Origin of the sequence: Neobacillus sp. PS3-40 (assembly GCF_030915485.1) — a bacterium.
Lineage (GTDB): Bacteria > Bacillota > Bacilli > Bacillales > Cytobacillaceae > JAUZPL01.
Genome location: NZ_CP133266.1, coordinates 635,622 through 658,381, shown reverse-complemented (window position 1 = coordinate 658,381; position 22,760 = coordinate 635,622). Strand labels below are relative to the sequence as shown.

At 35.1% G+C, this 22,760-nt stretch carries 19 protein-coding genes; 10 read left to right on the top strand and 9 right to left on the bottom strand.

What is annotated here, in order from left to right:
* Positions 1-111: 111 nt before the first annotated feature.
* Complete coding sequence (pflB, locus tag RCG20_RS03260; protein ID WP_308182801.1) at positions 112-2,337, bottom strand: formate C-acetyltransferase; 2,226 nt, start codon at positions 2,335-2,337, stop codon at positions 112-114.
* A 547-nt stretch (positions 2,338-2,884) separates the two neighbouring features.
* On the opposite strand from pflB, the gene fabF reads away from it, so the two are divergent.
* The 3 genes from fabF (at position 2,885) to RCG20_RS03245 (ending at position 8,178) form a co-directional block, all read left to right on the top strand.
* Complete coding sequence (fabF, locus tag RCG20_RS03255; RefSeq protein WP_308182800.1) at positions 2,885-4,120, top strand: beta-ketoacyl-ACP synthase II; 1,236 nt, start codon at positions 2,885-2,887, stop codon at positions 4,118-4,120.
* Positions 4,121-4,343: 223 nt separating this feature from the next.
* Positions 4,344-6,875 (top strand): bifunctional lysylphosphatidylglycerol flippase/synthetase MprF, encoded by a 2,532-nt coding sequence (mprF, locus tag RCG20_RS03250; RefSeq protein ID WP_308182799.1) that lies wholly within the window; start codon positions 4,344-4,346, stop codon positions 6,873-6,875.
* Between the two features lie 157 nt (positions 6,876-7,032).
* Positions 7,033-8,178 carry a D-alanyl-D-alanine carboxypeptidase family protein gene (locus RCG20_RS03245; RefSeq protein ID WP_308182798.1) on the top strand — a complete coding sequence of 382 codons (1,146 nt, stop codon included), beginning with the start codon at positions 7,033-7,035 and terminating at the stop codon, positions 8,176-8,178.
* 64 nt (positions 8,179-8,242) lie between these two features.
* Here the strand turns inward: RCG20_RS03245 and modB are convergent, their stop codons facing one another.
* The 4 genes from modB to RCG20_RS03225 form a co-directional block, all read right to left on the bottom strand.
* Positions 8,243-8,923: a molybdate ABC transporter permease subunit gene (gene modB, locus RCG20_RS03240; RefSeq protein WP_308182797.1), complete on the bottom strand. Its 681-nt coding sequence runs from the start codon at positions 8,921-8,923 to the stop codon at positions 8,243-8,245.
* The gene (gene modA / locus RCG20_RS03235) at positions 8,923-9,717 is read right to left on the bottom strand and encodes a molybdate ABC transporter substrate-binding protein (protein WP_308182796.1); all 795 of its coding nucleotides are present in this window, start codon (positions 9,715-9,717) and stop codon (positions 8,923-8,925) included. Before modA ends, modB begins: the two co-directional genes overlap by 1 nt.
* A gap of 201 nt (positions 9,718-9,918) precedes the next feature.
* A complete protein-coding gene (locus tag RCG20_RS03230) occupies positions 9,919-10,152 on the bottom strand; it encodes a hypothetical protein (RefSeq protein ID WP_308182795.1) in 234 nt (77 codons plus the stop codon).
* Positions 10,153-10,158: 6 nt separating this feature from the next.
* The gene (locus RCG20_RS03225; protein WP_308182794.1) at positions 10,159-10,416 is read right to left on the bottom strand and encodes a hypothetical protein; all 258 of its coding nucleotides are present in this window, start codon (positions 10,414-10,416) and stop codon (positions 10,159-10,161) included.
* An 86-nt stretch (positions 10,417-10,502) separates the two neighbouring features.
* Between RCG20_RS03225 and RCG20_RS03220 the strand changes: the two genes are divergently transcribed.
* Positions 10,503-11,009 (top strand): Hsp20/alpha crystallin family protein, encoded by a 507-nt coding sequence (locus RCG20_RS03220; protein ID WP_308182793.1) that lies wholly within the window; start codon positions 10,503-10,505, stop codon positions 11,007-11,009.
* Here the strand turns inward: RCG20_RS03220 and RCG20_RS03215 are convergent.
* Complete coding sequence (locus RCG20_RS03215) at positions 11,006-11,239, bottom strand: hypothetical protein (protein WP_308182792.1); 234 nt, start codon at positions 11,237-11,239, stop codon at positions 11,006-11,008. The genes RCG20_RS03220 and RCG20_RS03215 overlap by 4 nt on opposite strands.
* 89 nt (positions 11,240-11,328) lie before the next feature.
* Between RCG20_RS03215 and RCG20_RS03210 the strand changes: the two genes are divergently transcribed.
* Complete coding sequence (locus tag RCG20_RS03210; RefSeq protein ID WP_308182791.1) at positions 11,329-11,757, top strand: hypothetical protein; 429 nt, start codon at positions 11,329-11,331, stop codon at positions 11,755-11,757.
* Between the two features lie 200 nt (positions 11,758-11,957).
* Here RCG20_RS03210 and RCG20_RS03205 read toward each other — a convergent pair whose 3' ends face one another.
* Entirely contained in the window at positions 11,958-12,200 is a 243-nt protein-coding gene (locus RCG20_RS03205; RefSeq protein ID WP_308182790.1) for a YkuS family protein, read from the bottom strand.
* Between the two features lie 112 nt (positions 12,201-12,312).
* On the opposite strand from RCG20_RS03205, the gene RCG20_RS03200 reads away from it, so the two are divergent.
* The gene (locus RCG20_RS03200) at positions 12,313-12,444 is read left to right on the top strand and encodes a YuzL family protein (protein WP_308182789.1); all 132 of its coding nucleotides are present in this window, start codon (positions 12,313-12,315) and stop codon (positions 12,442-12,444) included.
* Positions 12,445-12,504: 60 nt separating this feature from the next.
* On the opposite strand, the gene RCG20_RS03195 is transcribed toward RCG20_RS03200, so the two are convergent.
* Complete coding sequence (locus RCG20_RS03195; RefSeq protein WP_308182788.1) at positions 12,505-14,124, bottom strand: ABC-F family ATP-binding cassette domain-containing protein; 1,620 nt, start codon at positions 14,122-14,124, stop codon at positions 12,505-12,507.
* Between the two features lie 209 nt (positions 14,125-14,333).
* On the opposite strand from RCG20_RS03195, the gene RCG20_RS03190 reads away from it, so the two are divergent.
* The 4 genes from RCG20_RS03190 to RCG20_RS03175 all read left to right on the top strand — a co-directional run bounded on the left by RCG20_RS03190 (position 14,334) and on the right by RCG20_RS03175 (position 19,567).
* The gene (locus tag RCG20_RS03190) at positions 14,334-14,474 is read left to right on the top strand and encodes a hypothetical protein (RefSeq protein WP_308182787.1); all 141 of its coding nucleotides are present in this window, start codon (positions 14,334-14,336) and stop codon (positions 14,472-14,474) included.
* A 446-nt stretch (positions 14,475-14,920) separates the two neighbouring features.
* Positions 14,921-16,855: an endonuclease MutS2 gene (locus RCG20_RS03185; RefSeq protein WP_308182786.1), complete on the top strand. Its 1,935-nt coding sequence runs from the start codon at positions 14,921-14,923 to the stop codon at positions 16,853-16,855.
* Positions 16,856-17,205: 350 nt separating this feature from the next.
* The gene (locus RCG20_RS03180; protein WP_308182785.1) at positions 17,206-18,054 is read left to right on the top strand and encodes a formate/nitrite transporter family protein; all 849 of its coding nucleotides are present in this window, start codon (positions 17,206-17,208) and stop codon (positions 18,052-18,054) included.
* Positions 18,055-18,385: 331 nt separating this feature from the next.
* The gene (locus tag RCG20_RS03175; RefSeq protein ID WP_308184278.1) at positions 18,386-19,567 is read left to right on the top strand and encodes an MFS transporter; all 1,182 of its coding nucleotides are present in this window, start codon (positions 18,386-18,388) and stop codon (positions 19,565-19,567) included.
* An 848-nt stretch (positions 19,568-20,415) separates the two neighbouring features.
* On the opposite strand, the gene RCG20_RS03170 is transcribed toward RCG20_RS03175, so the two are convergent.
* A complete protein-coding gene (locus RCG20_RS03170) occupies positions 20,416-21,528 on the bottom strand; it encodes an IS110 family RNA-guided transposase (RefSeq protein WP_308182784.1) in 1,113 nt (370 codons plus the stop codon).
* Between the last annotated feature and the right edge of the window lie 1,232 nt (positions 21,529-22,760).

Below are 22,760 nucleotides of genomic sequence, written 5' to 3'. Positions count from 1 at the left end.
GGAAAAATTGATATTTGTGAAACTCAATCGTCCAGTCCCCTGCAGTGGCTTCGGTTCTTTTAATGGAATGACAGGAACGAATTTACCGCCAGAAACTCTTGCACTTTCTTTTTACATTGTTTCATGGAAAGTACGATTAATAACATCGAGCTGTTGCTCTTTTGTAAGTTTAATAAAGTTAACCGCATAACCAGATACACGAATTGTTAACTGTGGATATAGTTCAGGATGTTCCATGGCATCTAATAATGTTTCTCTATTAAAGACATTAACATTGAGATGATGTCCTGATTTGATTGCATAACCATCAAGAATAGAAACAAGATTCCTAATTCGACTTGCATCATCTTTTCCTAAAGCATTAGGAACGATGGAGAAAGTATTTGATATTCCATCTTGGCAATAGTCATAAGGTAGCTTTGCAACCGATGATAGGGAAGCAAGTGTCCCTTTTGTATCACGACCATGCATTGGGTTTGCACCAGGTGCAAAGGGTTCACCCATTCGGCGTCCATCAGGTGTATTACCAGTTTTCTTACCATACACGACATTGGATGTTATAGTTAAGATTGAAAGAGTATGAACTGAATTTCGATATGTTTGATTTTTACGTAACTTCTTCATAAACATTTTAACAACTTTTATAGCGATATCATCAACCCGGTCATCGTTGTTGCCGTATTTTGGATAATCACCGTTTGATTCAAAATCAATGGCAATTCCGTTCTCGTCACGAATAACTCTTACTTCACCATATTTAATGGCACTAAGTGAATCTGCAACAACACTTAAGCCAGCAATTCCAGTTGCCATTGTACGGAGAATTTCCGAATCATGTAAAGCCATTTCAATTCGTTCATAGCTATATTTATCATGCATGTAATGGATCACATTCAATGTATTAATGTAAAGTTCAGCAAGCCAATCCATCATTTGATCAAATTTTTGCATGACTTCTTCATAATCAAGTACATCAGAAGTGATGGGTTGATATTGTGGACCAACCTGAATCTTCAACTTTTCATCTACTCCGCCGTTAATAGAATAGAGAAGTGCTTTGGCAAGGTTTGCGCGAGCACCGAAAAACTGCATTTGTTTCCCAATCTCCATTGCTGAAACGCAGCAGGCAATACCATAGTCATCTCCATATTCAGGACGCATAATATCATCGTTTTCATACTGAATTGAACTTGTTTTAATAGATATTTCTGCACAATACTTTTTAAAGTTCTCAGGAAGTTGGCTTGACCATAAAACAGTTAAGTTTGGTTCTGGTGCTGGTCCTAAATTATTTAAGGTATGAAGGAACCGGAACGAGTTCTTGGTTACAAGTGAACGTCCGTCAAGAGCCATTCCACCAATAGATTCTGTAACCCATGTTGGATCTCCACTGAATAATTCATTATAATCTGGTGTACGTGCAAATTTTACTAGTCGAAGCTTCATAACAAAGTGGTCAACTAGTTCTTGCGCTTCTATTTCCGTTAATGTTCCGTTTTGAACATCTCTTTCAATGTAAATATCAAGGAAGGTCGATATGCGTCCAAGGCTCATAGCAGCACCGTTTTGTTCTTTGATAGCAGCTAAATAGCCGAAGTAAACCCATTGAAATGCTTCTGTTGCATTTACGGCTGGCTTAGAGATATCAAAGCCATAGCTATTTGCTAAATCCTTTAGTTCCTTTAATGCGCGTACTTGCTCGGAAACTTCCTCGCGAAGACGCATATTATCCTCAGTCATAACCTTACTTATATTTTTAAAATCTTTTTGTTTTTCTTTGATTAGGAAATCTACCCCATATAATGCAACCCTTCGGTAATCCCCGATAATGCGCCCACGTCCGTACGCATCAGGAAGTCCGGTAATGATGGCAGCTTTACGAGCAAGCGCCATTTCATCTGTATAGACATCGAAAACACCTTGATTATGTGTTTTACGGAATTCAGTAAAGATTTTTTCAATTTCAGGATTTAATTTATAACCATATGATTCACAGGCCTGCTTGGCCATTCGAATACCACCAAATGGCTGTAGGGAGCGATTAAATGGTTTATCTGTTTGGACACCAACTACTTTTTCAAGATTTTCATTAAGGTATCCAGGTCCATGTGAAGTAATTGTAGATACTGTTTCTGTATCCATTTCTAGGACCCCGCCATTTTTACGTTCTTGATCGGTTAACTCCATTACCTGATCCCAAAGTTCCTTTGTTGCTTCAGTTGCTACTTCAAGGAATGAATCATCGCCTTCATAAGGAGCGAAATTTTTTAAAATAAAATCACGAATATTAACTTCTTTTTCCCAGTTACCTTTTTCAAATCCCTGCCATTGATTCATGATGGACACCTCGATTTTTCATTTAGGTTATATAACTGTTGCATGTGTATATCATATATTCTATATAACAGATAGAATGTGAAAAACATCACATAATAACGGTTGAATTGTTAATACTTTGTGAAACGTTAGAAACACTGATTTATTTTGTGTGAAAATGATTGCGCTATCTTGGAATGAAATTGACATAATTATCTGTACTATAATTTGGTAGTGAGGTTTTAAAGTTGTTATATAAGAAAGCGTTGGAAATAGTATTGTATTTATATTATTTTGAATTTAGTATGTATTAGAGCCAAATGTGGGTAATGGAGTTGTTTTTTCTTTTATAAAGAGTGTTTTCAATTGCTCCCTGTAGTAATCAAGAGGATTGATATTGAAGGTATGCCTCTTGAAAATAGTGTGGATTATTATTTTTTGTTGTAAAAATAGCAATCTCTTTTAACCTAAATGAATCGGTTAGATATTATAATAGAATAAACACCTTGTGATGGAATATTGATAGAGTAGAAAAGAGATATAAAGACCTATTGAGGAGGAGTTTAATATGGAACGAGTGGTTATTACTGGAATGGGACTGGTTTCCCCTCTAGGAAATGATGTTGGAGTATTTTGGAATAATTTAATTAGTGGTAAATCAGGAATTTCCCGAATTGATACAATGGATACAACTAATTTGAAAACGAAAATTGCTGGAACTGTTCGAGATTTTAATATAGAAGAATGTATAGGACTGAAAAATAGTAGTCGCCTTGATAGATTTTGTCAATTTGCTTTATTTGCAGCAGAAAAGGCATGGGAGGACTCTATGCTTACTTTTGAAAATCTAGATAGGAATCGGATGGGTGTTTATGTGGGTTCAGGTACAGGAGGAATTCAAACTTTAATTGATAATGTTGATACCCTTCGCAATAGAGGAACAAGAAGGGTTAGTCCAGCATTAGTGCCATCCATAATCACAAATGCTGCATCTGCTCAAATTAGTATAAAATGGGGTGCAATGGGCCCCTCGCTTTCACCGGTTTCCGCATGTGCAATTGGAAACACATCGATTGGTGAGGCATTTAAATCCATTCGTCTGGGTGAAACAGATGTGATATTTGCAGGGGGAGCGGAAGCATCAATAACGGAATTGTCTTTAGCTAGTTTTAATAATGCAAAAGCTATATCAACGTTGAATGATGTTCCTGCTAGGGCAAGCCGACCTTTTGATTCCAAACGAGACGGTTTTGTAATGTCAGAGGGAGCGAGTATATTAATACTAGAATCACTTTCACATGCTTTAAAAAGAAATGCAAGAATACATGCAGAGGTAATTGGGTATGGGGCGAGTTCAGATGCATATCATATGGTATCTACACACCCAGAGGGTGAAGGTGCCTATTTAGCCATGAAGACCGCAGTGAAGAATGCAAATATTTCTCCTACTGAAATTGATATGATTAGTGCCCATGCAACGAGCACAGTAACAGGGGATATATCTGAAACGCGTGCTATTAAAAAGATGTTCGGTAATCAAGCATATAAGATACCTATAACGGCTAATAAATCGATGCTTGGACACATGTTAGGCGCCTCAGGAGGAGTTGAAGCAATTGCATTAGTAAAAAGCCTACAAGAAGGAATTATACCTCCTACAATTAATATGGAACAAGCTGACCCATTATGTGATTTAGACTATGTACCAAATGTCGCTCGAAAAGGTAATTTTACTATTGGATTATCTAACTCATTTGGGTTTGGAGGTCACAACGCAGTTATAGTCCTGAAAAAGTATGTATAAAAATAAACAAAGGGAAAATTAGTACAATGCTATTGGTTGAAATATAATCCATGTTATTTGTATGTTAAAATTAGTTACATGATTGAATTATAATGAAAATGTCAACAATAACTGTATGGAAAGCAACAATCTCTGCGAAAACAGCCAATAGAAATTATTTTCTATGTTTTTATTCTCAAAAGGCTTATATTAGTTACAGTATTGAATAATTAGGAGATTCGTGATGTTGAGATTAAAAAAAGAAAAAGTTTTTACAACTGTGAAATTTACTTTCCCTCTTCTTTTGTTAATATTAGCTATTTTTGAAATGAAGAAGTTCGCAGGTTCCGTTAATGTTCATTTACTTCGCCAAGAGGTAAATCGTTTACAATTCGGATCGCTAATTCTTATATTATGTATTACGATAGTGGCCATTTTTCCAATGTTTTTTTACGACGCCATTCTAGTTAGAATCCTTGGATTTCATGTCTCAAAGAAAGAACTTATAGAAAATTCATTTATTGCTAATTCATTTTCAAACTTAATAGGTTTTGGTGGTTTAGTTGGGGCAATGTTAAGAACCTATTTCTATCATAATTATGAGCATGATAAAAAAAGGTTGCTTGGAGGAATTGCATCAGTCTCCCTTTTCTACCTGACAGGAATATCGCTATTTGCATGGATTGTTACTATCGGATATCGTCATTTTGCACTATTTTCCGACGTGAAATGGCTTTATCTTGCTGTTCTCGCTGTTGGCTTTTACTTACCTGCTTTTGTTTTTATACATATTTTAAAACATAAAAAAGAGGATCAAACCTTAATTACTTTTGAAGTTGGGATCAAACTTGTTTTGGTATCGATTTTAGAATGGACTGCTATTTTTGTTGCTGTTTGGCTTTTAAGCTTGATCCTTGGATTATCAATTGGTGTCAATAACCTACTTCCAGTTTTTATCATTGCATCTTGTGCGGGCATCATTAGTATGATTCCAGGGGGACTTGGATCTTTTGATTTAGTTTTTATTTGGGGGATGCAGGATTTGCATGCTTCAAGTGAAAAAGTCCTTGTTTTACTTCTGTTTTACAGAATAGGATATTTTGTTATTCCTTTTTTAATTGGGCTTGTCCTTTTTATCAAGTCATATTGGGAAAAGTGGAATAAATCCTGGAATAACCTTCCGAATGAAATTGTTCAGGGCTTAAGTCATATCATTTTAACTATTCTTGTGTTTCTTTCTGGGATAATTCTTCTGCTTTCCGCAAGTGTACCAGGAATCATGTCAAGAATGAGGTTGGCACAGGAGCTCTTATCATTCCCAATCATGAACATTTCACATCAGATATCTGTTGCCCTTGGATTTCTCTTACTGGGACTTTCAAGAGGAATTGAGTACAATGTAAAACGAGCATATGAATTGACGATGTTTGCCCTTATTTTGGCAGCGCTATTTTCTATTTTTAAAGGAATTGATTATGAAGAAGCTATATTTTTAATAATAGTAGCTTTTTTATTCAGAATAGCGAAGAGTCATTTTTATAGAGAAAGCTATGTGATGACATGGGGAAAAACACTTTTTGACGTAACTCTTATCCTTATCATTACATCTATGTACCTTATTATTGGATATTCAAACCTACCATCAGCAAAAATAAATTTACCAAATAAACTATTGCCGTATGTAATCTTAGATTATCGTGATTTGTTTAATAGTGCTCTTTTTGGACTTTTTATCGCATTTTTAATCTTAATCTTTGGTTATTTGATCAGTAAGCCTAAAAAGTGGATTATGCAAAAATCGATTGGACAGGAACAGGAAATTCTTGACCACTTAAAAAAATATCACGGTAAAGCATTATCGCATTTGATCTTTTTACATGATAAAAATATTTTTTGGAATCGTAAAAGAAATGTTCTTCTATCTTTTCAACCTTACGCAGACAAACTTGTCGTTCTTGGTGATCCGATTGGAGAAAAAAGTGATATTGCTGATGCGATTCAAGAGTTTCAAGAAATATCAGACTTGTACGGGTACACGCCTGTATTTTACCAGGTAAGTAATGATATGCTCCAATTTCTTCATGGCAATGGATATGTTTTTTTTAAGCTTGGAGAAGATGCTTTTGTTGATTTAACTTCTTTCCATCATTCCGATAAAAAAATAAAAGGCCTAAAAATAATTAGTAATAAATATGAACGTGAGAATTACCAATTTGAAATTGTTCATCCAGAGCATTCTAGTGAGCTTTTAGAGACCTTACGTAAAATTTCAGATGACTGGCTTGAAGGAAGAAATGAAAAAGGCTTTTCATTGGGCTTTTTTAATGAACTCTATTTAAATAAAGCAGAAATTGCTCTTGTCAAAAATCAAAAAGAACAAATCATTGGGTTTGCAAGCATAATGCCTATTTATGATCAAAATTTTACTATATCCGTTGATTTAATGAGAATTAGTCCTGATTCACCAACTGGAACAATTGATTTTCTTTTTCTCTCCATGTTTGAATGGGCTAATAAAAATGGGTATAAACGATTTAATATGGGGATGGCCCCGCTTACGAATGTCGGCTTATCTCGCTTTTCCTTTTTAAGTGAAAGGATCGCCGCCCAAATTTTCTTGCATGGCCACTTTATTTATCATTTTCAAGGATTAAGGAATTTTAAAGAAAGATTCACAGATATTTGGGAACCAAAGTACTTGGCATATCGACGGAAGTCTTCTTTACCATTCACAATGCTACAAATTACTCTGTTGATTTCAAAAAAAAGAATGTAAAAAAACCGATCTTGTCATAAAGGACAGGTCGGTTTTTTTCTTCCATTAATAACCACCTTTTTTTCGTTTTTGTAACAATTACTAAAAAGCCGTTTAATAAAATGAAAAATCTGTTAAAATCAGATAGGACTTTAGTATAGTAAAAAGGGTGTTAAATTTGTCTAAATTTGTTACTTTATGCATAGTATTGCTTTTTGTTTTTTTGAGCCAACTAGATGTTGTTGCAGCAGAAAATCGACAAATTGATGTTAAGAGTGAAGCGGCAGTCCTTTTAGATTCGGATACTGGTGCCGTTTTATATGCCAAGAACGGTGAAAAAAGAATGTACCCCGCAAGCTTAACTAAAATTGCTACGGCAATATACGCGATTGAAAATGGAAATTTAGATGATATCGTCACAGTTAGTGCAAATGCTGTCAGAGCTGAGGGAACAAAGGTGTATTTAAATGAGGGTGAGAAGGTTCCATTACGGAAACTAATTCAAGGCATGTTAATTAATTCGGGTAATGATGCAGCAGTAGCAACTGCCGAGTATTTAGATGGAAGTGTTGATCAGTTTGCTGCCCACTTAAATACATACCTAACAACGAAAATAGGAGTAAAAAATACGCACTTTACCAATCCGAATGGTTTGTTTAACGAGAAACATTATACTACAGCATTGGACTTAGCCATTATTACAAATTATGCTATTAAAAATCCCGTTTTTTCTGAAATATTCGGAACTAAAGAACTGAAATGGAATGGCCAATCTTGGAATACTACTTTGATTACCCATCACCTCATGCTTAAAGGTGAAATCCCTTATCCTGGGATTACGGGGGGGAAGACAGGCTACGTAAATGAATCCAAACAGACACTGGCGACAACGGCGTTTAATGGAAAATTGCATTTAACGGTAATTGAATTTAAAGCTAATCAAAAAATAGACATATATAATGATACAATTCATCTTTTAGATTATGGATTTACGAACTTTCAACACAAGCTTCTTCAAAGAAATGAGATTTTTAAGGAAGGTAGAAATGAATATTTTCCTTTACATGACGCATTAATAACTGAACCAAATAAGGGAGCATTACAAAAACTGAACCAGCAAGGACTTCTTTTGTTAGAGAATAGCAATGGGGAAGTTATGCAAAGGCTTCAGCTTAATCCAAAAACGGTTAAACCTGTTCTTAAAAATAAACCAAAGACGATAGAAAATCAGGCTTATCATTTGAATGCAATTTATGGCATTGTCTTTATCGTTGCAATTGGGATTGTAATGAGTTTACGAAATAAAATCACCAGAAAAACTTAAAAATCGAGTATGGTGTAACATGTGTTTTTGCAAAAAATCAGATGTTAAAAAGCCATGAGAAGCCTCATGGCTTTTTATTTGCAAAATTTAGGGAGTTTGTGAATAAAAGCATACAAAATGAGATGAATACCATTGATAACACTAATAGCCATGCCATTTTCATATTTCCTGATTCCATAGCGATATAGATGGCAGTTGGTGCTGTTTGCGTTCTTCCTGGAATATTCCCAGCAAACATAAAGGTAGCTCCAAATTCTCCCAAGCCTCTAGCGAAACTTAAGATTAATCCAGTTATGATGGATCTTAGAGATAAAGGGAGTGTTATGTAAAGAAAAATCTTTAATTCATTTGCTCCATCCACCCTTGCTGCATCCTCAACTTCTTCATCCACAGACTGAAACCCCGTTTTAACTGTTTGGTACATAAGAGGAAAGGCGACTACAGTTGAAGCAATGATGGCAGCTAAAGCTGTGAACATAATTGAATGATGAAATAGCCCTTCAAGGAAGGAGCCGACAGGACTATTTCTGCCAAAAAAGAATATCAATAAGAAGCCAATGACAGTTGGAGGCAGAACAAGGGGCAGTAAAAGGAATGTCTCTATTATTATTTTACCCCTGAAGTTAATCCTTGATAAAAATCTCCCTAGCAAAATACCGAAAAACAAGACAAATAAAACCGAAATAGATGATACTTCTAATGATAATTTTATAGGTGACCAGTAATCATTTTGAAACAAATTCATCAATCCAATACTTTAAAACCATATTTTTCAAAAATAATTCTTGCTGGTTTACTTTTTAAGTAATGATAAAATTGTAATGCTTCTTTATGGTGAAGTGATTCTTTAATGATGCCAGCAGGATAAACAATGGGGTCGTGTGTCTGTTCATCAGCTACTGATACAACCTTTACCTTATCAGAAATTTTCGCATCTGTCATATAAACTATACCAGCATCGACATTCCCTGTTTCAACGTAATTCAATACCTGGCGAACATCCTTGGTGGGTATGATCTTTGTCTGTACTTTTTCCCACATTCCGAGGTTTTGAAGTGTTTGTTTAGCATACATTCCTGCTGGGACTGTTTCTGGTGTCCCGATAGCTATTTCCTTTAACGCCCTTTTTTGTAAGTCTGAGAATCCAGTTATTTTTATTGAACTTTCCTTGTTGGTAATTAATACAAGTTTATTACCTAATAAATCAGTACTATCTTGTTTCTTAATAAACCCATTTTTAATAAGTTCACCAAATTGGATATCTGCAGCTGAAATGAATAGATCGACAGGAGCACCTTGAATGATTTGCTGTTGAAGTGCACCAGAGCCGCCGAGATTAATTAATAAATGAATATGATCGTTCTTTTTTTCGAAATCTGATCTAATTTCAGTTAAAACGTTGTTAAGACTTGCAGCAGCTGAAATGGTTATATCGGTTTTATTTTGATCGCCTTTATTTAGGTTCTCTTTTTGACCCGAGCAAGCAACTAAGGATAGTCCCAAAAGGAGAATTAAAACAGGAACAGCTATTTTTTTCATATGTTTGCACCATCCATGATTCATACAAAATTTTATGACGGTCTAACCACGTCATTTTACAATGAAAAAAAGTATATTTTTCATTGTAATGAGATAAAGAAAACTGTAATTCAAATTATAACGAAAAGTTGCCATTTCTTAAAGTAAAGTTCAAAAAAAAATTACTAAATGGAATTTTCTTGTGATTTGTTTAATAGATTCTTATATTACACTGTTTTTTACTGAAGCACTATCAATTATGTCTGTGTCATTGACTGCTTGAATAGGAATATTTACTGGTGAAAGATCACCATTCAATTCTCCAAAACCCTGATTTCTTTTTGTTGAAACAAATAAGTCGAATTGTTGGTTTGGGCCGATAACAACATTTGAGCCCTGATCAATAACATTGACATTGAAGCCAAGCAAATTAATAGCAACTGGTGCAAATAACATGCAGACTCACTCCTTTTCACATTTTATCTGGTGAGAGTCGAAAGAATTAGGGGAATCGATCTGATCTCTATCGTCAACTAAACTCCTATTTGCCAAGAATTCACTTTGGTCTCCAAAATTTTGACCATAACCCTGGTTTTTTTTATCTGAATTATGCCATTCAGCCAGTAGATTTTGACCAATATTTACAGCAGAAGCATTTTCAAAGGAATTAATTTTAATCATAAATATATTAATATTAATATATGGTACTGGGGTTTTCATTAAATCCCTCCTCCTTATGCTTGCTTATAAATATATGCCTATCCTTATACTTTAAGTAGTAAATGTGATAAAGGGGATGCAATAAAATGGATATAGAAAAATTAAAACAATGGATGGATGTTGCCCAAAATATGCAGGGGGGAGACTTTTGGAAAAATGTCTTTGACCAGGAATTTGCCAAGCAATTTATGAATGACCAAGCCTTTAATTCTTCGTTCACAGGCTTCGATAATAATTCTTCACGGAAAGAGTCTACATCTCAACCAGAGCAAAGTCCCCGAACTTTTCCACTTATAGATCTATTTGAAGGGGACCAGGAGGTTTTAGTGTTAATTGAACTTCCAGGGGTTCCAAAAGACAAAATTGAGCTAGGTCTAAGTGGAAATGTTCTTTCCATCAAAGGAGTGGCCATGCCATTGCATACGAATTTAAACCCTACTTATTCGGAAAGATTCTACGGAGAATTTCAAAGACAAATTAAATTGCCAGATATGGTCAGCCCCAATGACTTAAGTGCAAAGTTTTGGAATGGAATTTTATTTGTAAGCTATAAACGCTTTTTAGAGAATAAAGAAATAATCCCAATAGATTAACTCTGGGAGTGAATTGTGGTCGAATCAATGATATCCGCATCTTTTACAATGTGAATTGGTACTGAAACAGAAGTCATATCTCCCACTTGTTGGCCAAAGCCTTGATTTTTTTTATTTGAATTGTTACGTCCAATGGACTGTGTTCGCCCGATAGTAAAGGTCGAACCAAGCCCAACTTCATTGATTTTTATAAATCCTAAATTCACTTTTGTTGGTAAAAAGAACATCATATCATCCTCCGAATCTAATATTGGACATGATGGAACCATCTTTCCATATAATTAAATAAGAATATTCTTGGCAAGGGGGTGGTTATTGTATGTCATTTAAAAATTTATTCCGTTCCTTATGGAAAAATGAATCCGAAACCGAACTAATATTGAAGTTGACAGTACTAGAAACAAACTTAAATAACTTAAAAGATCAATTAAGCGAAATGAAGGAAAAGGTAAATTTGAAGAACCCTGAACAAACCAAGGATCCACCAATCATTATTGAAAGAATTAATATAGAAAAAATAGTTTTAGATAAATATGAATTGAATAATAACTTTGGTCAACTTGGAATAAAGGAATTGAAAGGGAAATTGAATATTGGGGCAACTTACGGAAGTGATTTCACCCCAAACCTGGATGAGGAAAACGAAGAAGAACAACAGAAAGAAAAGGAAAAGACTCGAAACGTGAAAGCTCGAAATTCCACAGGGAATGGCCCAAATATTAATATTAAAGCGAAAAGTGAGATATAAAGAATGAGTACCTATAAATCATCCGGGAAAAAGAAAATTCAGGCAGTGGATCGGGGATAAAAAGCTAGTAAATAGTCATTCTAATATAAAGTACCAGATATCGAATATTTACTAGTAGAAATAAGGGCCGGGCAATGTATGCCCGGTCTTTCTTAGCTAAGCAGAATTTATATCCATAAATCGGCAAGTTTTCTTTACAATTACTGGACTCTATTTTCCACCTCACGGCATACCTCATCGGCAGACATTCCAGCTGCATCGATTACAGACCCTTTTGTATAAGTATCCTGCATTCCCATTACATTTGAATCAAGACCAGTAACGACACAACAATCACAATTCTTAGCATCAGCTTCTTGTTTTAATTCCACAACGTCATAGCCTTTTTCCCGAAGAGCCTGTTGAATATTTGTAAGGGATTGTTCTACTCCAACTTTTGCCATACAAAACACCTCCTCCTGTAAAATAGCTTGCCATTGTTCCCATTAATTATTCCAAAATCAAGCAGTATAAGATATTTCATCATTTCGAAAAATAATAATGGAGGTGTGAAAAATGGGAAAACGCAAAAAGGATCCATCAACGATAGGCCTTCCTTCATCGCAAGTAGAAGGGCAGGGCAGTACAACAACAGAAACAGGAAGTAAGTCAATGTCAGCATCAAGAAAAAAACAAAAGAAAAGCTAAAAATTATTTTGTATAAAAAAAGTGGGCAACACACAAATGTGCTGTCCACTTTTATATAAATTATTGATACATTTCTGCTACTTGTTTTTGTAAATCTGCATCTTCAAGATACTCATCATAACTCATTTGCTTATCAATTAATCCTTTTGGTGTCAATTCGAATATTCGGTTTGCAATTGTTTCGATAAACTGATGGTCATGAGTGGCAAAAATCATCGAGCCTTTAAAGTTAATCAAACCATTGTTTAAAGCTGTAATGGATTCTAAGTCAAGGTGGTTTGTTGGTTCATCTAGAAGCAATACGTTAGCTCCACTTAACATCATTTTTGAAAGCATGCAACGAACTTTCTCGCCACCAGATAGAACGCTTGATTTTTTAAGAACTTCTTCTCCCGAAAATAGCATTCTTCCTAAGAATCCACGTAAGAAGCTTTCACTATCATCCTTTGGAGAAAACTGACGGAGCCAATCAACAAGATTTAACTCACTATTCTCAAAAAACTCAGAGTTATCCTTTGGAAAATATGCTTGGGAGGTTGTAATACCCCATTTAAATGTTCCACTGTCAGCTTCCATTTCACCCATTAATATTTTACAGAGAGTTGTTTTAGCAATTTCATTTGTTCCGACGAGTGCAATTTTATCGTCTTTATTCATAACAAAACTAATATTATCAAGAACATTAACACCATCAATTGTCTTGGATAACCCTTCCACCCTAAGTAAATCATTTCCGATTTCACGTTCAGGTGTGAAGCCAACATAAGGATAACGACGAGAAGAAGGTTTAATATCATCTAAGGTAATTTTGTCTAATAATTTTTTACGTGATGTTGCTTGCTTTGATTTAGAAGCATTTGCACTAAAGCGGGCAATAAATGCTTGCAGTTCTTTTATCTTTTCTTCTTTCTTTTTGTTGGTATCTTGAGAAATCCTTGAGGCCAATTGGCTGGATTCATACCAGAAATCATAGTTTCCAACGTAAAGTTGAATTTTGCCAAAGTCTAAATCAGCAATATTTGTACAAACCTTATTTAAAAAATGACGGTCATGGGATACAACAATAACGGTATTTTCGAAATTAATTAAGAATTCTTCAAGCCATTGAATAGCTTTGATATCTAAATGGTTGGTAGGCTCATCAAGAAGTAAAACATCTGGTCTACCGAAAAGTGCCTGTGCAAGAAGAACCTTCACCTTTTCTGAACCAGTTAATTCTGCCATCTTTTTATCATGAAGGTCATCTGTAATCCCTAAACCTTTTAATAAAATAGCAGCTTCTGACTCAGCTTCCCATCCGTTTAAATCAGCAAATTCTCCTTCAAGTTCTGCAGCTTTCATACCATCTTCATCTGTAAAGTTTTCTTTCATATAAATAGCATCTTTTTCAAGCATCACCTGATAAAGGCGGGTATGTCCCATTATAACCGTTTTTAATACTTCATTTTCCTCGTATTCAAAATGGTTTTGTTTTAAAACAGCCATACGCTCATTTGGACCAAGTTGAACTGTTCCAGTTTGAGCATCAATATCACCTGAAAGGATCTTTAAAAACGTTGATTTTCCAGCGCCATTAGCTCCAATCAGACCATAACAATTTCCGGGAGTAAATTTAATATTCACATCTTCAAACAGTTTTCTTTCGCCATATCGTAAACTTACATTACTTACTGTAATCATAATTAATATCCTCCAAAAACAAATATCTATAAATTATAACATTAAAAGTAAGGAAGAGCGAATTCTTTAAGGTGATGGAAAGATGAATAATTTTTAAAATTGTCAAATAGTAAATATAAAAAAGGAAAAATTTTTTAGAGATTTCACACTTTATTCACAATTTTAGTGTAAAATAAATTTTAGAAAAGCAAAAAAAGAAGGTGAAGTGTATGGCTAAAAAGCAAATTTCTGAACTCGTGAAAAAGTTAAGAAAAGCCGGTATTAAAGCAAGTTTAACAAAACCTAAGTCAAATTACCTTTTATCTTTGCAACAAATAAAAAAATGTCATTCATCAATTAATCAAATATGAACAAAAAAAGCGATTAATCCGATCTGATTAACCGCTTTTTTAATGTAATTTTTTTTAAAAAAAGTGAATATTTTTAAATGGTAATGTAAATGGATGAAGGATTCAAAAGTTTACAAATCCTTCTATACATGTTACTATTTCTTTATTAAATATAGTGAGGGTGTATGTTTTATGTTAGGTGTTGTTCTTAACTAATCCAGCTAATTGGATATGTTCATTCCAATGGTTTTCATTCGATTTTTTGTCGTCTGAAGCCTTATTTCATATTGAATTGGAATGGTTAAGAACAATAGGTATAGCATTGCATACATTTCTTTAGCCAGTGTAGCTGTGTACTCCTTTGTATACAGTTTTTTATTTTGGTTAATTATTTTGTATATGGATTTTTTATCTTGCCGCAATGACATTGTTCATTGCGGCTATTTTTATATAATGGAGGAAAAAAATTGAAACAGGATACTACAAATGTTTTAGAATTTCAGCAAATTAAAGAAACAATTTCCGAGTTTGCGCTAACATCGGCGGGAAAAGAGAAAATTTTAGAATTAAAACCATCAACCCATTTAAAACAAATTGAGGCGATGCTCGATGAAGTTTTAGAGGCGGTAGAAATAATGAAAAAAAGTGCAAGTGTGCCTGTACATGGATTAGAAGGGATGGAAAACTTACTAAATAATCTCCATAAAGGGAACGTCCTGAGGGCAGACCAATTTAACAAGTTATCTGATTTTCTTGATTGCTGTGTAAAAATGAAGCGGTATATGAAGGATAAGGAACATTTTGCACCAAGAGTATCTTCGTATGTAGACATGATTGAGGAACTACCAGATCTTGCTTTTGAAATTAATCATTGTATTCGTAATGGACAGGTCGATGATTATGCAAGTAAACCACTATTGAAAATAAGAAAACAAATTGCGATCCAAGAAGAACGTCTTAAAGAAAAAACGATGCAATTAATCCGTTCAAATAAATATAAATTGTTTTTACAAGAAAATGTGGTTAGTCAACGCAATGGAAGATATGTAATACCAATCAAAAAGGAATATAAAAACAAAGTAAAAGGGACCGTACTTGATATATCTGCCTCTGGGTCAACATTCTTTATTGAGCCAGAAGATATTGCTTTATTTCAAGATGAAATAAATTGGTTGTTTGCAGATGAAGAGGTAGAAGTACAAAAGATACTTCAATATTTAACAGGATTGGTTGAAGAAAAGGAAGCGCAAATTCGCTTAGCAATTGAAACGATGGTCCATTATGACTTTTTATTTGCAAAAGCAAAGTATTGCCGTTTGATTGAGGGTGTAAGAGTCAGCGTAAATGATTCTCATGACATAAACCTCATCAGTGCAAAACATCCATTGCTCGGAGAAAAGGCTGTTCCACTAAGTATGAAAATGGCGAATGAACAAAATGCACTTATTATCACTGGGCCTAATACAGGCGGAAAAACTGTTGCAATTAAAACAGTGGGCTTACTCACGACCATGACTCAATGTGGACTTTTAATTCCTGTTGAAAAAGGAAGCTCAATCAGTATCTATCAAAAAATTTTAGTAGATATTGGGGATGGTCAAAGTATTACAGAAAACCTTAGTACATTCAGTTCTAGAATCAAGAATATTATTGAAATCTTAAAGGATACAAATGAATATACAATGGTTCTTCTTGATGAACTGGGTTCAGGAACGGATCCGAGTGAGGGAATGGGACTTGCAACGGCTATCTTAGAACAGCTCCACGAAAAGGGGGCTACAATTCTAGCTACGACCCATTATAGTGAAATAAAAGATTTCGCAAATCAACACCCAGGCTTTATTAATGGATCAATGGAATTTGATTTGGAAACTCTCCAGCCAACCTACCATTTGAATATCGGCAAGGGTGGAGAAAGTCAGGCGTTTGCGATCGCACTCAAGCTTGGAATTCACCCAAGGATTATTGAAAGAGCCCATAAAATTACTTATAAGGAAGATAAAGAATATCTTAGTTCAGAAACTGATCGCTGGAAATTAATTGAATTAGAAAAACAGGTTATTGTAAATAAACATAAGAGGAAGGAAGAGCAAAAAACAGAATTGTCGTACCCTATTTTTGTCCAAGGTGATAATGTACTTGTTACTTCAACGAATGAATATGGAATAGTTTATAAAGGACCTGATAAAGAGGGGAATTATATAGTTCAAATTAAAGGGGAAAAGGTATCCGTAAACCATAAAAGATTAAAATTATATATTTCCTCAAAGGAACTTTATCCGGAAGATTATGATTTTACTATTATCTTTGAATCCAAAGACAATCGGAAAAAAAGTAAAATGCTCTCTCGGGAACATATTCAAGGGTTAACCATTGATCATTCGGATTCATCATCCTTATGAAGGGAGAATCCTTTGGTTTTCCCATAGGGATTTCGGATTTATCGAATTTATGATGAACTTTAACACCATAATTGGCAGACTGACAATTTGTATTGTCAGTCTTTTAATGGGTTTGCTATTTTGGATGCTATTTATAATGTTGCTCCACAAAAACGGAACTACTTAGGTTTAAATACTCCAGTTTTTCTATTTGTCAATAAAGAAATAGAATTTTTATTGTGAAACCGTTTTATAAACTGTCGAATATCGTTCATGGTGAAACCTATTAACAAATAGATTGTATGGGTTTATTATAAGTACATAAAAATATGTGAATAATTTCACAAACAATAAAAAAGGAGTCCTTACAGATGGACATTCAACCAATGGAACAAGTAATTGAAATAGCGTTAAAAAAGAAAAAGATTTTAAATGATTCCCTACTTAAATATTTACTACGAGCAGCATTGTCCGGAGTATATATCGGATTTGGTATCATGTTATCTTTTCGATTGGGTGAAGGATTTTTTGATATAAAATCGCCAATTGCTTCATTAATGACTTCTGTATTTTTTGGAATTGCTCTTATCCTCATTATTTATGGAGGGTCCGAATTATTTACTGGTAATACAATGATTTTTACAATGAGCACATTGAAAAAAGCAACCAGTTGGAAGGATACTTTTCAAAACTGGCTTGCATGTTACACGGGGAACTTAATAGGAGCAATCTTTTTTGCGATTATTGTCATGTTTTCCGGATTATTATCTTCCATGGATAATAGTCAGTTATTAATGACAGTGGCAAGTAGTAAGATGGATGCTCCATTCATGGAACTTTTCTTCAGAGCAATTCTATGTAACTGGGTTGTTTGCTTGGCTGTTTGGTTACCCATGCATGTAAAAGGTGATGGAGCAAAAATTACGGTAATGATGCTACTGGTTTTTGCCTTTGTAGCTTCTGGGTTTGAACATAGTGTCGCTAATATGGTTACATTTGCAGTTGCGCTAGCTATACCTCATCCTGATACAGTCACATTATTGGGAGCAATCCATAATTTACTTCCGGTAACGCTAGGGAACATCTTAGGTGGTGGATTATTTGTGGGTGGGTTATATGTATTCCTTACAACTACATCCAATTCAAATGAACAAATAATCAGGTCAAATGAACGAGTTAGGATGATTGAAACCAATTATCTAAACAAAATTAAAGCATAGCCATCAAATCGGATGGCTTTCTTCTATATAAAAAGGCTCTGTTGATTTTTTGTTTTTTAGTGTAAAATATTCATTTTACAGTAAAAAATCAAAAATTATTTTATTAACATTATGAAAAACTTACTATTTTAAAAAACAGGCAATGTTAAAACTAATTGTTGGTTTTGACACTATGTTGATTGGATCAGAAGGCGCGAGACTCCTGGGGAAAACGGGTCAAGGGATACCCAGTAGGAGGTTATAATATCCAAAAAATAAAAAAATTAGGACTTTAAATTCTGAACATGTTAAAATGTAATGCGATGAAAGTGTCAGGTTTAAAAAGGAGAATATAATGGAAAAACAAACAAAAAAAAATATCTTTTCACTCCAGGGATTTTATCTTCTTTCCTTTTTTGGATTTGGAAGCATAACCCCGCTAATAAGTGTTTATTTATCGGATGTGGAAAAATTAAATGGAACACAAATAGGGTTAATATTGTCAATTGGACCAATCATGATGATCTTTTTCCAGCCCATTTGGGGAATGGTTTCTGATCTTACGAAAGCTCCGCCAAAGGTATTAACTTTTACCACTCTATTGGCAGGGATTTTCGGTTTTGGCTATATAGCTTTTCATCATTATTCCCTCCTCCTATTAACTGCTATCTTAATGGCAATTTTCCAAAGTGCAATCATTCCTATATCAGATAGTATTTCTATCAAGTACACATCAAAGGTCCATTATAATTATGGTAATATTCGCTTGTTTGGTTCACTGGGGTTTGGAATTGCTGTTTTTGTAATGGGAAGGTTATCGGAATATACGCCAACTATTATCTTTTACGCTTATTTTATTTCACTTTCAATTTCCTCGTTTTTAGCATTCCGGTTACCAAAAGAGAGTGCTTCAACAAAAGTAAACCTGCTTTTAGGGGTGAAAGATCTCTTTGTTTTAAAGAAATTTATTATGTTTTTAATTGTCACTTTTTTAATTTTTGGTCCTAATTTGGCGAATAACTTTTATTTTGGTTTATTTGTCGATAAATTAGGGGGTTCATATACGGGGATAGGGGTAGCATTTTTAATTGCAGTTTTATCAGAAATACCATTTATGCGTATTTCTGGCCGATTAATTGATAAATATGGATTACTGCCCATTGCAGCCATTGCAGGAGCTGTTTCCATGGTTAGATGGTTTTTTTATTTTCTAGAGCCTAGCTTAACACTTGTCTATGCCTCAGCAATAGTCCAGGGATTATCCATTGGCCTATTTATACCCGCAGGAATTCGATATATTCGTGATATTACCCCCGTACATATCACAGCTACTGCTATCACGATTTATTCAGCGATCGGAAATGGACTTGGCAACTGGTTTAGCACTTTTTTTGGTGGGATTATTTATGATAAGTTCTCAATCTTTGGTGTCTATTTTTTCTTTGGCATCCTATCACTTTTTGGTGTTCTATTAAATTTATGGTTAATGAAAGATCAAAAAGATACAAATCACGAAAAAAGCTATGGAAAATAAAAGTAAGTAGTTCCGTTTTTGTGGAGAAACATTTCAAATAACCACCGAAATATCCTATCAATTAACATATTAATTGGTAGGATATTTTTTATTGATATAACCATATTTATGGCTTTATAAAGTCCAAATTAATATAATAAATAGCAAGTCAATTAACAGTGTGGCAATAATCATGGTCAATGTCCGAATGAGGGTGTTAATTCTGTTGTTATGTCCTTATGGTGGGCATACCAAATAGGAGGGTATAGTAGAAGTTTTCATGTAACGTTCTTTGAAACTTGTGTTGATTTCCGCTCCAGGTGCACCATTCCCCGGGCGGTTCGGGAAGCCTCCTGATATGAACGAAACTGTCAAGGCCCCCACTCCAAAATAGGTTTTGCTTTGTTTTTGGGTACTCTTAAGAAGAGAAGCTATTTTCGGCTTCTTGTCTTAGTAGGTTATTTAGCCATTCTGGCTAGAATAGCTCCTTCTTTAGCTTACTGACCACTTCTCACCTCTTGGAATAGCTGTCAAGTGCTCTTCTTGACAGCTATTCCAAGAGGTGAGACACTTTTTTAGCTAAAGATGAAATGATCCTTCCTCCTTTTTCTTTTTTTGAATAGAAGGTAAGAACACGGCACGAAGGCAAAAATCTCTACAGCGGTTAGCGCTCTGATATTCGTGGGTTTTCACATTTTATCTTTCCGTATAAAGGACTTTTCCACTAACTCGGGACGTGCGTTAATCTATTTAGATATAGCACAGAGGAGGCACGTGGATTTTCCTTTCCGGTTTTTCTCTTTGCCTTCGAGCCCTATTCTCATTTTTCTATTTATACATCTATCTTGCTTTGAGGAACACGTAACCTTTTAAGCTTGAGGTATATCTTCTACTTCTTGCATCACTGCCCAAATAAAACCTGCCAATTCTCGCGCTACTGCTGTAATGGCTTTACCGCTTTCTTTCCCTCTTGATAATAAGCGGAAATACTTCTTGTGGAGTCGGTTCTGTGCTTTCCACGATATTGCCTGAATCGTTGGTGATTGCCCACTTTGCCGTCTTTGTAGTTCTCCTTTAACAGAGGGTTGATACCGATAACTCCAGGCAGACTCTACCAATAAACGCCGTACGTGTCGATTACCTGTTTTGGTTATTTCTCCTTGTCTCCTTTTTTCACCACTCGAATACTCGCTAGGGATTAAACCAACATAAGCCATGAATTGCCTCGGTGTAGTAAAACGTTTAAAAGAACCGATTTCTGCTACAATACTTGTCGCTGTAATAAGAGCTACTCCTCTTAATGATTGGAGTGCTTGAATTTTTTTGGCATGGACACCTTCACTCGCTAGAATTTTAATTTCTTCTTCTAACCTTAGAATACGTTGTGCTAACTCTTTGAGTTGGTGGTAGTATTCCTGGAAGGTTACTTGTAGAGAAGGGTTTTCAAATTTTAAAGTGTCCAGCCATCTGAAATATTTGATTGTCCACTTATTTACTCCAGTAGGAGGTTTAATATCATTACGCAGTAAAAATTTACTTAATCGGTGTTTTCCTCTCAGTTCGTCTTCTTTGGCATCTTCTCTACACCTAACAAGATCCCGCAGAGCCTCATCCTCTGGAGTTGGTACATAAATTGGAGTCAACTCTCCAGCCCGATATAAATGAGCTAAGCGAACAGAGTCCCTGCGATCCGTTTTAATACGTTCTCCAGGTCTTTTAGGAATAAGAGACGGGGCAATCACCGAGCAGTGAATCCCTAGTGTGATAAATAGTCGGTACAATGGATATCCTGTCGGACCAGCTTCATAACACACTCGCAGAGATTCCGGGCTGCCCAATTTTTTCATTAATTTCCTCACTTCTTCTGGTGTATGAGGAATCATTCCATGGTATCTAGGCTCCCCTCGGCCCTCATCGGCAATAGCGACTGCAATTTTTTCCTTTGATACGTCTAAACCTACATATTTAATGGTATCCTTCATAATGACTAGCTCCTTCCGTAATGTAGCTCTGATTTGGTTTTTTGTTTTTCATCAGTAAACATTCTAACCAAATTAACCTACGAATTTACGAGTAAGGAGCTAGTTTCGTTCATGATAACTCGTCGCTTCGCTCCTGCGGGGTCTTCCCTGCCCCGTACTCCCGCAGGAGTCGAGCACCTTCCGCTCCAATCAACAGAGTGTCAAAAATCAATAATAAGCTTAACCATAGTCAATGAAAAAAGGTATATCGGCCCTTTTCGCATGTTCAAATATTTATTGTTAACGCCTATCTATGATTTATTAGATGTTGACGTGGTGGAACGGTCGAAATTTGACATGCCATTTAAGTATTTTCTACATGGCATCGGATACGCATTCATTGAATTGATTAAAAGATCTAAACCTTTTGGACTTGCTTATCAATAAAATCTTTTTTGTATATTTTTTTAAAAAAGGCTTTGTTAAAGCTGGATGTTGATTTTATGGTATTGAAAAATAGACGGGAAAATTCCTGCTAAATCAGGAAATTCACATATTTCCCTACATATAAGCGGATTTTTTCCTGTTAAACTATACGTTTCCATGATTAAAAGGCTTTTTTAGGTTATTTAAGCGGAAAATCTCTGCCTATTTCTCCTCTTAACCACTACTTTTTCAAAATAAACGGAATTCCTCCGATTAAGCTAGTATACCCGCAGAAAATCAACAATTAACAATAACAGAGCCTTTTAAAAAGACCGTTTTCGTAAAGTTTGTTGTTTTTTTCAGATATTTTTACTTTATCCACCTGAGTTGATTGGAGCGGAGGGCACTCGACTCCTACGGGATATAGAGGTCACGGGAGACCCCGCAGGAGCGAAGCGACGAGGAGGCTCCCGGGCCTCCCCGCGGAAAGCGAGTGCCTGGAGCGGAAATCAACAGACAAGTTTCAGAGAACGTTACATGAGGCCCTTTTTTTGTGTCATCGAAATAATCCAAGCGTATTTCAATGTTAAATAATATGCTAATTCGGCTGTGATTACGATGGATATTTGAGTTTTTCTCCACGTTATCTGAACTACTTCAAATAAAAGGATGGTCCTTTCAACTATGAGGGCCATCTTTTTTTTGCGGAGAAGAATTTTTATATCCATAAATTCTGCTAGCCCAACCACGCCTCTATCCTCGCCGTTATCCTCGCCTTTAGGGGGCTCGCCAATTGGCGGATTTTTCTTTATTCATCTACCCCTTCT

Excerpts from the sequence above, each read along its gene's own strand:
- pflB (WP_308182801.1), bottom strand. The coding sequence starts at position 2,337 with ATGAATCAATGGCAGGGATTTGAAAAAGGTAACTGGGAAAAAGAAGTT.
- fabF (WP_308182800.1), top strand. The coding sequence starts at position 2,885 with ATGGAACGAGTGGTTATTACTGGAATGGGACTGGTTTCCCCTCTAGGA.
- mprF (WP_308182799.1), top strand. The coding sequence starts at position 4,344 with ATGTTGAGATTAAAAAAAGAAAAAGTTTTTACAACTGTGAAATTTACT.
- modB (WP_308182797.1), bottom strand. The coding sequence starts at position 8,923 with ATGAATTTGTTTCAAAATGATTACTGGTCACCTATAAAATTATCATTA.
- modA (WP_308182796.1), bottom strand. The coding sequence starts at position 9,717 with ATGAAAAAAATAGCTGTTCCTGTTTTAATTCTCCTTTTGGGACTATCC.
- RCG20_RS03230 (WP_308182795.1), bottom strand. The coding sequence starts at position 10,152 with ATGTTATTTGCACCAGTTGCTATTAATTTGCTTGGCTTCAATGTCAAT.
- RCG20_RS03225 (WP_308182794.1), bottom strand. The coding sequence starts at position 10,416 with ATGAAAACCCCAGTACCATATATTAATATTAATATATTTATGATTAAA.
- RCG20_RS03220 (WP_308182793.1), top strand. The coding sequence starts at position 10,503 with ATGGATATAGAAAAATTAAAACAATGGATGGATGTTGCCCAAAATATG.
- RCG20_RS03215 (WP_308182792.1), bottom strand. The coding sequence starts at position 11,239 with ATGATGTTCTTTTTACCAACAAAAGTGAATTTAGGATTTATAAAAATC.
- RCG20_RS03210 (WP_308182791.1), top strand. The coding sequence starts at position 11,329 with ATGTCATTTAAAAATTTATTCCGTTCCTTATGGAAAAATGAATCCGAA.
- RCG20_RS03205 (WP_308182790.1), bottom strand. The coding sequence starts at position 12,200 with ATGGCAAAAGTTGGAGTAGAACAATCCCTTACAAATATTCAACAGGCT.
- RCG20_RS03200 (WP_308182789.1), top strand. The coding sequence starts at position 12,313 with ATGGGAAAACGCAAAAAGGATCCATCAACGATAGGCCTTCCTTCATCG.
- RCG20_RS03195 (WP_308182788.1), bottom strand. The coding sequence starts at position 14,124 with ATGATTACAGTAAGTAATGTAAGTTTACGATATGGCGAAAGAAAACTG.
- RCG20_RS03190 (WP_308182787.1), top strand. The coding sequence starts at position 14,334 with ATGGCTAAAAAGCAAATTTCTGAACTCGTGAAAAAGTTAAGAAAAGCC.
- RCG20_RS03180 (WP_308182785.1), top strand. The coding sequence starts at position 17,206 with ATGGACATTCAACCAATGGAACAAGTAATTGAAATAGCGTTAAAAAAG.
- RCG20_RS03170 (WP_308182784.1), bottom strand. The coding sequence starts at position 21,528 with ATGAAGGATACCATTAAATATGTAGGTTTAGACGTATCAAAGGAAAAA.